We start from the raw sequence: 14,830 nt of genomic DNA on the forward strand, positions 1-14,830 counted from the left end.
GAGGCACCGAATCCGGCTCAGCGCCCCGTCTCGGGGTTCAATGTACCAATGTCCGTTGTCTCATAGTTCGGCTGTGCCTGCTCTGGCTCGTCGTCAGCGGGTATGACCGGCGCGGGAACCTCGGCGTCGAAGTAGGTGGCCGCCTGACCGATGGCCTTCGAGATCTGCTCGTCGAGCGCCTTGCGGAAGGTGGTCTCGACGATCTCGTGGGCGATCGGCCGCACGGTCTGGATGAGGTCGGCCATCTCGCTGACCCCGGCTTCGCCCAGGTCGGGGAGATTCTCGTCGAAGTACTTGTCGGTGATGATCGAGACGAAGCTGGTGGCGACGTCCTCGAGGTCTTCCTGGACGCGTACCCACCGGTCGAGCAGCACGTCGATGTCGACCCCGCTCTTGACCAGGATCTCGGCACCCTCGAGCAACTCCGGGTTGCGGATGGCGTAGTGCGCGCCGTCCTTCGCCAGCAACCCGAGCTTCTGACTGAGTGCGATCGACCGGTCGCTGGCGTTCAGCGTCTTGCGGAGCTCGGTGATGGTGATCGTCGCGGCACGCTTGAAGTTGCGGAACCGGCCGCCCTTCGGCGTGCCACGGAGGATCTGCTCGACCCGCATGCCGTGATGTGCCGCGTGCAACAGCTCACTGATGGTGGCGAAGGTGTACCCGCGCTCGAGCATGCGCGAGATGAGATTCAACCGGACGAGGTGCTGGTCGGAGTACCAGCCGGCGCGACCACGGATGGTGGGTGGCGGCAGCAGTCCGCGGTCCTGGTAGACCCGGATGTTGCGCACGCTGACCCCGGACGCCTCGGCCAGGTCGTTGATCCGATATTCCGCCACGACGGGTCAGGCCCTTTTGCTGAACCAGGACTTGCCCTGGATGTCGTCGACTCGTTTGCGCACGTCGACGAGGTAGACGAGCATGGCGACCACACCGATGATGCCCAGGAAGTTCACCGCCCCGAAGAACCAGATGAACAGGGTCGCGGCTGCGAGGATCGAGACCCAGATGACCTTGCTCTGCCGGTCCACCGCCGGGAAGGCGTCGGGCCGTTGGATGGCCGCATGGATCAGCGCGAGGGTCGAGGCGATGCCCGCGACCAACGTCAGGGTCAACATGATCAGACTCTGGCCGTAGGCCAATACGCTGAAGAAGTCCACGTCGAACACTGTAGTCGCGCGAGTCGGGTTTGCTGCGACACCCTACGACGCGGAGCCGTCACCCGCCCCGTTCGGCGTCATTGCGCGCCGGGAGACGCCTTCTTCGCGGGCGCCTTCTTGGCCGGGGTCTTCGTGGCCGGGGTCTTCTTGGCTGCAGCCTTCTTCGCCGCGGTTTTCGTGGCCGGGGTCGTGGTCGCCGCGGCCTTCGTGGCCGGGGCCTTCTTCGCGGGCGTCTTCTTCGCAGGCGTCTTCTTCGCGGGCGTCTCGGCCGGGGCCTTCGTCGCGGCAGCCTTCTTGGCCCCCGCTGTCTTCTTGGCCCCCGCCGTCTTCTTGGCCCCCGCCGTCTTCTTGGCCCCCGCCGTCTTCTTGGCCCCCGCCGTCTTCTTGGCGGCGGCCCGTTCGGCGGCGCCTCGGACGGCCGCGGCCTTCTTGGTGGCGGCCTTGGCGGGCGCCGCCGTGCTTGCGGTGGTCTTCTTCGCCGGGGCCTTCTTCGCCGGGGCCTTTTTCGCCGGGGTCTTCGTCGCCGGGGCGTTCGTCGCGGCCGCCTTCGTGGCGGGAGACTTCTTCGCTGCGGCCTTCCGGGTCTCGGCCGGCGGTTCGGGTGGCGTGCTCACCGGGGCCCGGTCGACCGCCGCCTTGACCTCGGCGACCCTCGCCGCCGCCTTCGGCGAGAGCGAAGCCTGCGCTTCGGGCGCTGCCTGACCGGACCGCAGGGTGTTCGCCGACGCCTCGGTGTCGGCGTCGGAACGGTTCGCCAGCTTCAGCGCACGCTCGCCGACCGCGCGGGTCTGCTCGGAGATCGAGCCCAGCGCGTCTTCGGTGAGGCCGACCGCGTCGTTGTACACCTTCTCGAGCTTCGGCAGATTCTCCCCGAGGAGCGGCTGCGACTTCAGCTTCTCCACCGCCTCGTCCCGTCGTTCCGACAGGGCGGTCAGCAGGCCTGCGGCGACCGCCAGGTACGCCTCGGCGACCTTCCGCAACTCCTCCGGCGAGAACCTGGTCTTCAATTCCTCTATCTCCGCGGGCAATTCGACCGGCAGAGCCGACAGTTTGGTCCTGGCCTCCTCGAACAGCGCCAGAGCTGTCGCGAGCGCCTCGTCGATCCGCGCCTGCGCGTCATCCCGCGACTCCGTCAGCCGTGCCTCGAGTTTCGACTGTGTCGAACCGACGGTCTCGACGAGCTTGGACTGGGTGTTCTCGACGGTTTCCGCGATCTTGGACTGCGCGTCGGCAACCCTCGCCTGGGTCGAACCGACGGTCTCGACGAGCTTGGATTGGGCCTGCTCGCTCGCGGCCTCGCCGCGCTCGCGCACGTCTGCGAGCAGAGCAGCCACCTGCCCCACGGCTGTGGTCAACGGGTTCTCGCTCATCAACTACTCCTTGCCGGTCGACTCGATCGTGTTCTCTTTTCGGAATGACTCGTAGATCTCCAGCAACATCTGCTTCTGGCGTTCGTTGATGGAGTCATCTGCGATGAGAGCATCACGGACCGGACTCGCGGGCCGTTCTTCGAGTATCCCCGCCCGCACATACAGGACCTCGGCCGACACGCGGAGCCCCTTGGCGATCTGGGCGAGCACCTCCGCCGACGGTTTCCGCAGTCCACGCTCGATCTGACTGAGGTAGGGATTGCTCACGCCGGCCCGCTCCGCGAGCTGACGCAGCGAGACCTTGCCCGCCACGCGTTGCGATCGGATGAAGGCGCCGATGTCCTGGGCCGCGTTGGCCACGGCCTCCACCGCCTCCACGGCGATCGGCGTCGACCCGTCGTCCCCTTCGTCGGCGACCTCCGAACCGGCTGCGGCAGTGGACGATCCCGTGACCGGGACGGCGTCTGCGACCGAGGCGTCGTCGGCGTCGGGAGACGCGTCGTCCTTTTCGGGTTGCATCAACGCTCCGTTCCCCGGGACCTGTTCCGGTGTCGTCGGTCGGGACGCTCGGCGAGGTGTCCGACTTCAAGCCCGTTCCCCCAGTATCAACACGACTGCTAACCCGTGCAAGCACACAGCAAACTGCCCGGTGTCGACGCCGCGGCCGACCGCCCCACGACCCGTCAGGAGAAGATCAGCACCGACGTGGAGTAGATGACGAGTCCGGCGAGTGCGCCGACAACGGTGCCGTTGATGCGGATGAACTGCAGGTCCCGGCCGACCTGGAGTTCGATCTTGCGACTGGTGTCGTCGGCATCCCACCCGCGCACGGTCTCGGTGATGACCGAGATGATCTCCTGTGAATAGTTCGCGGCGACGTGGTGCGCGACCCTCGCCACCCAGCCGTTCATCTTCTCCTGCAGCGGACGATCGTCACGGATTCGCTGCGCGAGCTGGATGATCGAGTCCGACAGCGTGTTCCGCAGGGTGCTGTTCGGGTCCGACAGCATCTCCTCGATCACGGCCTTGCCGGTCTGCCATGCCGTCGACGCCGCGCCGGTCACCTCGTCGCGCCCCACCAGTTCGAGCTTGAGAGCCTCGAACTTCGCGATCATGTCGGGGTCGTTCTGCAGGTCGTCGGCGAACTTCTCCACGAATTGGTGCATGGCGCGGCGCAATTCGTGGTCGGGATCCATCCGCACCTTGTAGGTGAAATCGACGAGTTCGCGATAGATCCGGTCACCCACCAGGTTGTTCACGAACTTCGGCGTCCACTGCGGTCCGTCCCGGTCGACCACCCGGTCGACGAGGTCCTGACTGCCGACCGCCCACTCGTGTGCCCGATCACACAGCAGCTGGAACACCGGTTCCAGCCGATCCTCGGCGATGAGTTGTTCGAGGATGCGGCCGGTGGGCGGCGCCCACTGCGGTTCGGCCGCCCACTTCAGCGCCGCCTGGATGAGCTGTTCGACGTCCTCGTCGCGCAGCATCTCGGCGGCGAGCTTGATCGCGCGCGCGGCCTCACCGCTGACCCGCGGTGCGTTGCGCGGGTCCGCGACCCACGTCGACAGGCGCCGCGGCAGATCGAGTTGCTCGGCGCGATAGACCACCACGTCGGGCGTCATGAAGTTCTCTTCGATGAAGCCGCCCAGCTGGTCGCCGATGTCGTCCTTCTTCTTGCGGATCAGCGCGGTGTGCGGGATCGGGATACCCAGCGGATGGCGGAAGAGCGCGGTCACCGCGAACCAGTCGGCGAGCGCGCCCACCATCCCGGCTTCCGAGGCCGCGCGGACATAGCCGACCCATGCCGCCACCTCGGCGCCGTCGCGATGCTCGAGGTAGCGGGTGAACAGATACACGATCGCCGCGAAGACCAGGAAGCCCGTGGCCACGGCTTTCATCTTGCGCAGATCCCTGCGCCTGCCCTCGTCTCCGGCGCTGTTCCCGCCGAATCCGGGCGCGGACGACTTGGCCGGCGGACCCTCGTGCTGACCGGCGACTCCCGGGATGACTGTCGATGCCATGGGACCAGTGTCACCCATCGAGCGACTACGCTGGCTGCGTGATGGCCAACCGCCCGAATCCCGCCGCCGCGGCGCGCGCAGCAGTGGCGGCCGCGGCCAACGTGACGCGCGGGCTCGAACAGGTCCTGACGACCGTCACCGAGTCGGTCGCCGAGACCGGCGCCAAACCCGACGGTCGCAAACAGCGCTGGGAGAAACACAAGCTCGCTCGACGCACCGAACTCACCGACGGCGTCATCGCCGCGGTCCGCGACCTGGGCGCCGACGTCGGGATGGATGAGATCGCCGCGCACATCGGTGTCTCGAAAACGGTGCTGTACCGCTACTTCGCCGACAAGAGCGACCTCGGCGTGGCGACGACGGTGCGATTCTTCGAGACGACGATCTACCCGCGGCTGACCGAGGCGATCGCCGACGATCTCGACGAGTACACCCTCACCCACACCATCATCGGGGTGTACGTCCACGCCGTCGACGACGAACCGCAGCTGTACCGGTTCGCGCTGGCGAGTTCGCCGACGTCGTCGCCGGCGCCGGCGGATTCCGTGCGACTGGTCACCCAACTGGTCATGGGCAGCATCCAGATGCGGATGGCCGAGCGCGGCGCGGACACCACCGGAGCCGAACTCTGGTCACATGCCCTCGTCGGCGGTATCCAGCACGTCGTCGACTGGTGGATGACCAAACGCACCCTCAGCGCGGACGAGGTGGTGGATTATCTGACCATGATGGTCTGGAGCGCGGTGGTGGGTGTGTGGCAGGTCAACGGATCGCGGGAGAAGTTCCTCGCGGCGCCGCCTGCGCTCTTCGATTCCCTGCCCACCGATCCCCTGCCCACCGATCCCACCGCCGAAACCGCAGGCGAATGACGGGACGCGTTGCGCTCGTGACCGGCGGCAGCCGCGGCGTCGGGTACGGAATCGCTCGCGCGCTCATCGATGACGGGTGGACGACCTACGTCACCTCACGGGCGGGATCGGGGCCCGACGGCGCTCGAGCGCTCGCCTGTGATCACGCCGACGATGCCGCGGTGTCCGCGGTGTTCGACCAGATCGGCACGGACACAGGCCGACTCGATCTGCTCGTCAACAACGCGTGGGCAGCCCCGAAGGGTTTCGGCGGTTTCTCCGAACCGTTCTGGAAACGACCCGTCGACGACTGGGACACCTTGATCGGCGTCGGATTACGAGCGCATTACGTGGCTTCGGTGCATGCGGCCCGAGTGATGACGGAGGCCGGCAGCGGGCTCATCGCGAACATCTCGTCGTTCGGCTCGCGCGGTCATCTGCATTCGGTTCTGTACGGGATGAGCAAGACCGCCCTCGACAAGATGGCCGCCGACATGGCGGGGGAACTACGCGGCACCGGGGTCAGTTCGATCTCGTTGTGGCTCGGCCTGATCCGCACCGAGCTGCTGCTGTCTCTCGGCCTCGACGAGTTCGCCGGTTTCTCACTCGCGCGTGCCGAGGACCCAGAATTCGTCGGCCGCGTCATCGCCCGGCTGGCCGCCGACCCCCGGCTCTCCCGACTCAGCGGACACACACTCGTCACCGCCGAGCTGGGCGGGGAGTACGGGATCGTCAACAACGATGGCACGCCGCCGGATTCACACCGCGCCGCCTTCGGCGGCGGACCGCTCTTCCCGCCGCCGGGTGAGCAAACAACCGACCCCGAACCCGAATCCGAATCCGAATCCGAGAGGACGCCGTCATGAGCACCGGTTGGTCCACCCCCGCCGTCGAGGCCCTGCGCGCCAAGGCAATCGGACCGGTGGCGTCGTTCGATCCGGAGACGACGCCCGGCTTCGAGGGCGACAAGGCCGCCGGCACCGACCTCCTCGCGCAGCGCGGTGACGTACTCGCCGACCTGCAGGAATTGTTGTTCGCCAACGGTCGGGCCGGCGATCATCGGTCGGTGTTGCTCGTCCTACAGGGCATGGACACGGCGGGCAAGGGCGGCATCGTGCGTCACGTCGGCGGCCTGTTGGACCCGCAGGGCCTGTCGGTGAAAGGATTCGGCAAGCCCACGAAAGAGGAACTGCAGCACGACTTCCTGTGGCGCATCCATCGGGCCCTGCCGCCCGCCGGCCGCATCGGGATCTTCGACCGATCGCACTACGAGGACGTCCTGCCGGTTCGGGTGCACAATCTGGTTCCGCAGTCGGAGTGGGAGAAGCGCTACGACCTGATCAACCAGTTCGAGTCCGAGCTCGTCGCCGGCGGGACTACCGTTCTCAAGTGCTGTCTCGTGGTGTCGAAGGACGAACAGAAGGCCCGCCTGGCGCAGCGTCTGGACCGGCCGGACAAGTACTGGAAGTACAACCCGGGCGACGTCGACGAACGCGGCCACTGGGATGCCTACCTCGAGGCGTACCAGGCGATCTTCGACCTCACCGACCGCGACTCCGCACCGTGGTTCGTCATCCCGTCGAACCACAAGTGGTACGCACGTCTCGCCGTGTGCGAACTCCTCATCGACGCGCTCGCCCGTCTCGATCTCGATTGGCCACCGGCCGATTTCGACGTCGAGGCCGAGAAGAAGCGACTCGCCGCCGCCGACTGAAATCTGCTCAGGGAGCAGATGGGCGACGTGCTTGCACCCAGTGCGCCACCAGCCCGACGACGAGAGCCCAGAACGCGCCACCGATCCCGGCGAAGGTGACACCCGCGGCCGCGGTCACGAAGGTCAGTGCCGCGGGCATGCGGAACTCCGCCTTCTCGAACGCACCGAGGATCGACGCCACGAAGGTGGTCAACAGCGCAAGTCCCGCAACCGCTTCGAGCAATCCCTCCGGTGCGATCGCCGTGATGACCACCAGCGCGCCCGACAGCGCTGCGAGCACGAGACTCGTCGAACCCGTCGCCACACCCGCGATCCACCGTCGCGACCGGTCGGCACCCGCCTCCGGGCCTGCGGCCAGTGCCGCGGACAGCGCGGCGAGGTTGATCGCGTGGCCGCCGAATGGCGCACCGAGCACTGTTCCGGCCCCGGTCACGAACATCGCCGGACGCCAGGGCGTCTCGTAGCCGAAGGACTTGAGCACGGCCACCCCCGGAACATTCTGCGAGGCCATCGTGACGATGTAGAGCGGAACCGCGAGCCCGACGATCGCGCTCACATCGAAAGCGGGTGTGGTCCAGGTCAGTTGCGGCCACCACGACTCACCCGCCCAGCCACTGTAGTCGTCGAGGACCAGGTTCACCCCGATCACGATCAGGGCCGTGACGAGCGCCAGCGGCAGCGCCCACCGCGGGAGCCATCGCATCGCCAGCAACCAGACGACGAGGATCGGAATGGTCGACCACGGTTGGGCGGCCAGTGAGGTCATCGGCGCGAGGCACAGCGAGAGGAGGACCCCGGCCAGCATCGCCTGGGCGATCGGCGTCGGGATGCGGCCGATCAACTCGCCGAGCGCCGGCACCAGTCCGGTTGCGAGGATCAGAAACCCGACCACCAGAAAGGCGCCGATCGCCGCCGGCCATCCGGCGTCGTAGGACGAGCCGGCCGATACGAGCAGTGCGGCGCCCGGCGTGGACCACGCCAGCGTCACCGGCCGGCGCGTGCGGAGTGACAGCAGGATCGACCCGAGTCCGAACAGAACCGTCAGCACGAGCAGACCCGACGCGGCCTGGGACGGGTCGGCGCCCACCGAACGCAATCCGGTCACCACCACGACGAAGGAGGAGGTGAACCCGACCAAGGAGGTCACCACCCCGGCGATGATCGGCTCGCTGAGAGTCGACGAGACGGGACTGGTCATGCCGCGAGCATAACGGTATCGTTCCGTAAACAGAACACCGCGTGCGCGGTGTCCATTGACGTGAGAAACGAGCGCGGGCCCAGACGATGACACACGGCGATGACCGACGACGAGCCGTCGGGGCCCGGATCTCCGCCATTCGGAAGCAACGTGGCCTGAGCCTGTCCGGCCTCGCCCGGGAAGCGCGAATCGGCAAGGGTTCGCTGTCCGAACTCGAAGCCGGTCAACGCAACCCCACCCTCGACACGCTGTATGCCATTGCCGGGCCGCTCGGTGTGCCCCTGTCGGCGCTCCTGGGCGAGGAATCCGGTACCGAGGGGGCCGGACCCCATCTCGCCGCACGGTTGCTCCATGTCGAGCACCACGACGACGGATCGGTCACCGAGGTGTTCTGGCTGCGCGTCACCTCCGGCGGAACCAGGGAGTCGCCCGCGCACGGGCCCGGCGTGGTCGAACACGTCCATGTGGTCAGCGGCCACCTCTGCGCCGGGCGCGCCGGCGAGGAGCACACGGCCGGGCCGGGCGACTCCCTGCACTGGCTGTCCGACGTTCCGCACACCTATCGCAGCGACGACGGCGCCCTCGCGGTCCTGACCATCCGGACGCCCTGACGGCCTGCCGGATCGCTCTCCCGCGGTGCTGTTTCCGTCCCGCTGATGGGATCCGATCAGCGGGACGGAAGCGGGGCCGCGGGAAGCCAGGGAAAACTCGATGGAGCCGAAACGCCCTCCGCTGCGTCGAATAGAGATGACCAGCTACCCAGTGGACCGCTACGGTCTGATCCGTCGCGGCGCCGCACTCGATGCGGCCTTCTCCGACAATCTGCTCGCCGCAGCAGTATCTGCCGGCGACCTGATCCGCCTCATCCCCGGCGTCTTCGTGCCGGCATCCGACGACTTCGCCGGGCACGAAGGCGATCAGGAGTTGCACCGCCTCAAATCTGTAGCGGTCGCCACGTCACAGCCCGCCAACGCACCGCAGCTGCCGCTGAGTAACGTGTCGGCCGCCGCGGTGCTCGGCCTTCCACTGCTGAAGCCCGACACCGACCGCGTCCACGTCACCAGCGGCAAGAAGGCCGGCGGATTCATCGCGACGCATCGTCACGTTCACGCAGCCGCCCTGACGGAGGACGAGCTCACCGTCGTCGACGGAATACTTGTCACCACAATCGAGCGAACCGCCGTCGATGTGGCGGCCGGGGGCGACTTCGCACAGGCGCTCACCGCCTTCGACCAGGCAATTCGCATCGGCGCCGATCGTCAGCTCATGGGACGGATCCTGACCTCGCGTCGTCGCCAAGGGGGCAGAGTGGCGCGGCGTGCGCTGGCACTGGCCGATGGGGCGGCCGAAAGCGTCGGCGAATCGTGGAGTCGGGCGCAGATGATCGAGGCCGGCCTGCCTGCCCCGGGGCTGCAACACCAGTTCTGCGGGCGGAGCGGCGTCTACCGTGTCGACTTCGACTGGGAGGCGAAGCTCGTCGGGGAGTTCGACGGCATGGTGAAATACGGCCGCCTGCGGGCAGCAGGGAAGACCGTGGCCGATGTCGTGCTGCAGGAGAAGTTGCGCGAGGACGAGATCCGCGCGCTGGGCCCCGTCGTCGTGCGCTGGACATGGTCGATGCTCGAGGACGGGTCTTTCATCGGCCTGCTCCGGCCATGGCTGGAGAAGTTCGAATTGATGAGCTGAGTCCCGCGGTCCCATTTCCCTCCCGCTGATCAGATCTCATCAGCGCAACGGAAACAACACCGCGGGACAGAGGGCCCTCCCCCGAGACAACGGCACCCCGACACACGACAACGCCCCCGCCGAGGGCGGGGGCGTTGCGGATGCGACTGTGCGAGAGCTTACTTCGCGGTGGTCGGCTTCTTGACGGGAGCCTTCTTGGCCGGCGCCCGCTTGGCGGCGGTCTTCTTCACGGCCGGAACCGGGGTGTCCTTGGCCTCGGCCACCTTGGTGGCCGGCGACGACTTGGCGGCGCGGCCCTTGGCCTCGACAGTGCCTGCGGCGCCGTCGATTTCCTTGGCCGCGTCGTCGGCCTGCTCCTTGACGTTGCTGCCGGCCTCTTCGATGGCGACGGCGACGTCCTCGACCTGCTCACTTGCGCGGCCGGCGAGCTTCGCCGCGCGGTCGCCGACCAGGCGGGTCTGGGTGGACACGACCCCGAGAGCATCCTCGGTGAGGTCGACCGCGTCGTTGTAGACCTTCTCGGCACGCGAGAGGTTCTCCTGGACGAGCGGCTTGGTGCGGAGGCGTTCGAGCGTGGCCTCACCGCGCTCGGCGAGCGAGGTGTAGAAGCCGTAGGCCTTCTCCACGTACGGATCGGTGATGCGCTTGAGCTCGTCGGCGGTCAGCTTGCCGCGCAGCTCCTCGAGGTCGCCGGGGACCTCCTCGGACAGCGAACCGATGCGGGTCTTGGCCTCGTCGAAGCGCGTCTGTGCGGTCTCCGGCAGATCCGTGATCCGGGTCTTGGCTTCATCGAAACGCGATTGAGCGGTCTCGGCAGCAGCTTCGGTGCGCTCACGCAGTTCGGTCAGCTTCTCGGTGACCTGCGCGAAGGCGTAGTCGCCTGCGCCGACTGCGGCGTAGAGGGGGGCATAGTTGCGTTCGGTGGTGGTCACAATGGACTCCTTCGGGTTGGGTCACCAATCGCGCTGCAGCACATGCGGTCTCGCTCATCTCGGCATCTTCGCCGGGCGCATGTCGGAACATTCCGTCGCCTGTCGCCTCGAAACGGTCGGTGTCGCAAGCCGATTCGATCCGGCTCACACCGCGCGAGAAAAGGGGAACCGCGGCGCCATCGGTATTGGTGTTTCCGATATCCAGTATCCACGCTGTGCTAGCAAATGCAAGCATCCTGCTAACACTCGTGACGGAGGTCACTCGGACGCCCCGACAGACCGGTCAGATCACCCGTATCGGTGGAAGCCGTGACCGGCCTTCTTGCCCAGACGGCCAGCCTCGACCATGCGCAGGAGCAGCGGAGGCGGCGAGTAGAGGGGCTCTTTGAACTCCTCGTACATCTTGTCGGCGATCGCCTTGACCGTATCGAGTCCGACGAGGTCGGCCAGCTTGAGCGGGCCCATCGGATGGGCGCAGCCCAGGACCATGGCCTTGTCGATGTCGTCAACCGTCGCGAAGCCGCTCTCCACCATCCGGATGGACGAGAGCAGGTACGGGACGAGCAGGGCGTTCACGACGAACCCGGACCGATCGGCCGATCGGACCACCTGCTTGCCCAGCACGTCGTGCGCGAAGGTCTCGGCGCGCTCGACGACCGCCGGCGTGGTCACCAGGGTGGTGACGACCTCGACCAGCGGGAGAACCGGGACGGGGTTGAAGAAGTGCATGCCGATGACACGGGCGGCATTCTGAGTTGCCATGCCCAGCTTCATGATCGGGATGGACGAGGTGTTCGACGCCAGGACGGCCTCGGGGTCGGCGACGACCTTGTCCAGTTGGGTGAAGATCTCGGCCTTGACCGTTTCGTCCTCGACGACGGCCTCGCACACGAGTTGACGGTCGGCGAAGTCGCCCAGGTCCGAGGTGAAGCGGAGTCGAAGCGACGCCTGTTCGCGTTCCCGCTCGGTCAGTTTGCCGCTGGAGACCCCGCGGTCGAGCGATCGGAGGACCCGATCGCGACCGGCGGCGGCCAGTTCGCGGGTGAATTCGTAGACGAGCACATCCGAGTGGGCGCGCGCGCACACCTCGGCGATTCCGGCGCCCATCTGCCCTGCCCCCACCACCCCGACGCGGGAGATCGTCTGGCTTGTCATGTCGGCTCCTCGGAGAAAAACGTTCTGGCGACAACCGATTTCGCGAGAACAGGGGTGACTCCCAGGTACTGATCACGCCCGGGATACGCCAACAGGCGGCCCGCAGCGAAAGCCGCGGACCGCCTGACTGGTTTGCCAAATCACGCCAGAGGCGGTCGGGTTCCTAGTGGAACTGACCCTCCTCGGTCGAGCCCTTGAGAGCTGCGGTCGAGGTGTTGGGGTCGACGGTGGTGGCGATGTTGTCGAAGTAGCCTGCGCCGACCTCACGCTGGTGCTTGACGGCGGTGAAGCCACGCTCTTCGGCAGCCTTGAACTCGCGGTTCTGCAGGTCGACGAACGCCGACATCTGCTCGCGGGCGTAGCCGTAGGCCAGGTCGAACATGCCGTAGTTCAGCGAGTGGAAGCCGGCCAGCGTGATGAACTGGAAGGTGAAGCCCATGGCGCCGAGCTCGTTCTGGAACTTGGCGATGGTGCTGTCGTCGAGGTGCTTGCTCCAGTTGAACGACGGGCTGCAGTTGTAGGACAGCAGCTGGTCGGGGTACTCGCTCTTGACGGCCTCGGCGAACTTGCGCGCCAGCTCGAGATCGGGGGTGCCGGTCTCCATCCAGATCATGTCGGCGTAGGGAGCGTAGGACTTCGCACGCTCGATGCAAGGCTCGATGCCGTTCTTCACGTGGTAGTAGCCCTCGGCGGTGCGCTCACCGGTGACGAACTGCTTGTCGCGGTCGTCGACGTCCGAGGTGATCAGCGTCGCAGCCTCGGCGTCGGTGCGTGCGATGACGACGGTGGGCACACCGGCGACGTCGGCGGCCAGACGAGCCGAGTTCAGGGTGCGGACGTGCTGCTGGGTCGGGATCAGCACCTTGCCACCGAGGTGGCCGCACTTCTTCTCCGAGGCGAGCTGATCCTCCCAGTGGGTACCGGCGGCACCCGCGGCGATCATGGCCTTCTGCAGCTCGTAGACGTTGAGGGCGCCACCGAAGCCGGCCTCACCGTCGGCGACGATCGGGACGACCCAGTTGTCGACCGAGTCGTCACCCTCGACACGGGCGATCTCGTCCGCGCGCAGCAGCGCGTTGTTGATGCGACGCACGACGCTCGGCACCGAGTTGGCCGGGTAGAGCGACTGGTCGGGGTAGGTGTGCCCGGAGAGGTTGGCGTCGCCGGCGACCTGCCAGCCCGAGAGGTACACGGCCTTCAGGCCGGCGCGAACCTGCTGAACGGCCTGGTTGCCGGTGAGGGCGCCGAGTGCGTTGATGTAGCTGCCGTCACCCTTGGTCACGCCGTCCCACAGGATCTCCGCGCCACGACGGGCGAGGGTGTGCTCCTCGACGACCGAACCCTGGAGCTCGGCGACCTGCTCGGCGGTGTAGTCGCGCTTGATGCCCTTCCAGCGCGGGTTGGTGTCCCAATCCTGCTGGATCTCTGCGGCGGTACGGGGCTTTCCGACGTTGCTCATTGGCTACTTCGCTTTCGTTGTCCTGCTCGTCCCGACCGGGGGCCGGATCGGGGCGACGGCCCGGCGCGCCGCCGGAACCTCTCTGCTGACAGACAACCGACATCCTCGCCTGAAGGTGTTGACTCGCGGTCGGCGTCAGTCTCGGCCGAACTTGCGAACCTGCGGACTCAGTGTCGGTAGTGCCTGCAGCAAGGGTGCCACAAGACAAACCTGCAGGTCCAACCCTTGACCACTGCAAATCTGGGTTATTTTTCGTCACCGGTGTGCAAAGTTTGCAAATATTGATCTGTGAATCGCGAAGCGTCGCCCGCCAAAAAGTACGTCCGTACTGGGATTTTCTACTCGCGGGTAGGAATGCACCCGGGTACCGAAGCGCTCTCGGTCCGCACGACGCCGGGAACGGTCAGGTGGCCGAGAGTGACGCCCTTCACACGATCCGGGGCCGCGTCGATCGCGGTCCGCGGGGCTCAGGGTGTGGTGACTCGTTCGACAGCGACGTCGAACAGGGCCGAGAAAGCGGCCGGATCGATCGGCTCGACCGGCGTGGTCGGCGGATCGGTCGCTCGGGTCGGCGCGCCCGATACCGTGAGTTGCACCGTCACCTGGCCCGACGCTGGGCGGTCGAGCAGTGCGTACCCCGCGAAGCCGATCTGCCGGCGGACGCCGCCGTCGGGAAGTGTCGTCGTGACGTCGGATCGGGTGACCAGCAACTGCTCACCGGGCAGCAACCCCCCGTCGACATCCGGCTGGGGGAGTTCGGTGTACACCGTGAGCACCCGGCTCCCCGACAGATGCCCGGTGGTGATCTCCGTCGTGGTGCGCGAGCAACGGCCCGTCGTTGTCAGACGATCGGCGTCGATGTCGCGAGATGCGGTGGTGACGAGTTCGACGAGGGTCCCCGTGGCGCCGTCACGGGCGGCCAGGACAGCGGAGTTGTCCGCGGTCAGCTGCTTGTTGAGCGACTCATCGGACGTGGGCCGACAGTACTCGGGCGTGACACGCGCCGACCGGGACGCATCGATGGCGGCCTGGTTCCCCCCGACGAGATCGGACACGGACAGCGGAGCGGCGGCGTACCCGGGCGGCAGCTCCGACGCGGACAGCACCAGATCGGCGGGTCCCCGTGGAGCCGGCGCGGTCTCCGGACCGGCTGCGCACCCCGCGACGCCGAGCGCCACGGCCGCGACCGACACGGCCAGCGCTGCCGGCGAGCGGCGTCGGCCGAGGAGGGTGAGCACGCGGTCACCGTACCCTGGGGGCGACGCTCAGGGCGGCGGCACCTGTCCG

15 protein-coding genes are annotated in these 14,830 nt (G+C 67.2%); 5 read left to right on the forward strand and 10 right to left on the reverse strand.

All coding sequences use genetic code 11. The annotated features are described in order from the left end of the window. Positions 1-17 precede the first annotated feature (17 nt). The 5 genes from MHN80_RS20000 to MHN80_RS20020 all read right to left on the reverse strand — a co-directional run bounded on the left by MHN80_RS20000 (position 18) and on the right by MHN80_RS20020 (position 4,551). Positions 18-836, reverse strand: a complete 819-nt coding sequence (locus tag MHN80_RS20000; protein WP_004022756.1) for a MerR family transcriptional regulator — start codon at positions 834-836, stop codon at positions 18-20. Positions 837-842: 6 nt separating this feature from the next. Continuing rightward, the gene (locus MHN80_RS20005) at positions 843-1,166 is read right to left on the reverse strand and encodes a DUF2516 family protein (RefSeq protein ID WP_064569131.1); all 324 of its coding nucleotides are present in this window, start codon (positions 1,164-1,166) and stop codon (positions 843-845) included. Between the two features lie 68 nt (positions 1,167-1,234). After that, a complete protein-coding gene (locus MHN80_RS20010; RefSeq protein WP_239403392.1) occupies positions 1,235-2,527 on the reverse strand; it encodes a heparin-binding hemagglutinin in 1,293 nt (430 codons plus the stop codon). 3 nt (positions 2,528-2,530) lie between these two features. Then, positions 2,531-3,046, reverse strand: coding sequence for a helix-turn-helix domain-containing protein (locus tag MHN80_RS20015; protein WP_101822233.1), 516 nt, complete (start codon positions 3,044-3,046; stop codon positions 2,531-2,533). A gap of 164 nt (positions 3,047-3,210) precedes the next feature. Next, positions 3,211-4,551, reverse strand: coding sequence for a DUF445 domain-containing protein (locus MHN80_RS20020; protein WP_101822231.1), 1,341 nt, complete (start codon positions 4,549-4,551; stop codon positions 3,211-3,213). A 41-nt stretch (positions 4,552-4,592) separates the two neighbouring features. Here MHN80_RS20020 and MHN80_RS20025 point away from each other — a divergent pair, with 41 nt between their 5' ends. From MHN80_RS20025 to MHN80_RS20035, 3 genes are read left to right on the forward strand one after another with little or no spacing between them, the layout of a single operon-like run. Then, positions 4,593-5,420 (forward strand): TetR/AcrR family transcriptional regulator, encoded by an 828-nt coding sequence (locus tag MHN80_RS20025; RefSeq protein ID WP_239403428.1) that lies wholly within the window; start codon positions 4,593-4,595, stop codon positions 5,418-5,420. Further along, the gene (locus MHN80_RS20030; protein ID WP_239403393.1) at positions 5,417-6,265 is read left to right on the forward strand and encodes an SDR family NAD(P)-dependent oxidoreductase; all 849 of its coding nucleotides are present in this window, start codon (positions 5,417-5,419) and stop codon (positions 6,263-6,265) included. Before MHN80_RS20025 ends, MHN80_RS20030 begins: the two co-directional genes overlap by 4 nt. Further along, entirely contained in the window at positions 6,262-7,113 is an 852-nt protein-coding gene (locus tag MHN80_RS20035; RefSeq protein ID WP_239403394.1) for a PPK2 family polyphosphate kinase, read from the forward strand. Before MHN80_RS20030 ends, MHN80_RS20035 begins: the two co-directional genes overlap by 4 nt. 7 nt (positions 7,114-7,120) lie before the next feature. Here MHN80_RS20035 and MHN80_RS20040 read toward each other — a convergent pair whose 3' ends face one another. Then, positions 7,121-8,311 carry a benzoate/H(+) symporter BenE family transporter gene (locus tag MHN80_RS20040; protein ID WP_239403395.1) on the reverse strand — a complete coding sequence of 397 codons (1,191 nt, stop codon included), beginning with the start codon at positions 8,309-8,311 and terminating at the stop codon, positions 7,121-7,123. Positions 8,312-8,397: 86 nt separating this feature from the next. Between MHN80_RS20040 and MHN80_RS20045 the strand changes: the two genes are divergently transcribed. Both MHN80_RS20045 and MHN80_RS20050 read left to right on the forward strand, forming a co-directional pair. Next, on the forward strand, positions 8,398-8,922 hold the full coding sequence (locus MHN80_RS20045) for a helix-turn-helix domain-containing protein (RefSeq protein WP_239403396.1): 525 nt from the start codon (positions 8,398-8,400) through the stop codon (positions 8,920-8,922). 136 nt (positions 8,923-9,058) lie between these two features. Further along, a complete protein-coding gene (locus tag MHN80_RS20050) occupies positions 9,059-9,997 on the forward strand; it encodes a hypothetical protein (RefSeq protein WP_239403397.1) in 939 nt (312 codons plus the stop codon). Between the two features lie 158 nt (positions 9,998-10,155). Here MHN80_RS20050 and MHN80_RS20055 read toward each other — a convergent pair whose 3' ends face one another. The 4 genes from MHN80_RS20055 to MHN80_RS20070 form a co-directional block, all read right to left on the reverse strand. Continuing rightward, positions 10,156-10,929, reverse strand: a complete 774-nt coding sequence (locus tag MHN80_RS20055; protein ID WP_004022745.1) for a hypothetical protein — start codon at positions 10,927-10,929, stop codon at positions 10,156-10,158. A 288-nt stretch (positions 10,930-11,217) separates the two neighbouring features. Continuing rightward, the gene (locus tag MHN80_RS20060) at positions 11,218-12,084 is read right to left on the reverse strand and encodes a 3-hydroxybutyryl-CoA dehydrogenase (protein ID WP_239403398.1); all 867 of its coding nucleotides are present in this window, start codon (positions 12,082-12,084) and stop codon (positions 11,218-11,220) included. 163 nt (positions 12,085-12,247) lie between these two features. Beyond that, on the reverse strand, positions 12,248-13,543 hold the full coding sequence (gene aceA, locus MHN80_RS20065; protein WP_004022743.1) for an isocitrate lyase: 1,296 nt from the start codon (positions 13,541-13,543) through the stop codon (positions 12,248-12,250). Positions 13,544-14,010: 467 nt separating this feature from the next. Then, entirely contained in the window at positions 14,011-14,781 is a 771-nt protein-coding gene (locus MHN80_RS20070; protein WP_239403399.1) for a hypothetical protein, read from the reverse strand. Positions 14,782-14,830: the final 49 nt, after the last annotated feature.

Origin of the sequence: Gordonia sp. McavH-238-E (assembly GCF_022348225.1) — a bacterium.
Lineage (GTDB): Bacteria > Actinomycetota > Actinomycetes > Mycobacteriales > Mycobacteriaceae > Gordonia > Gordonia terrae.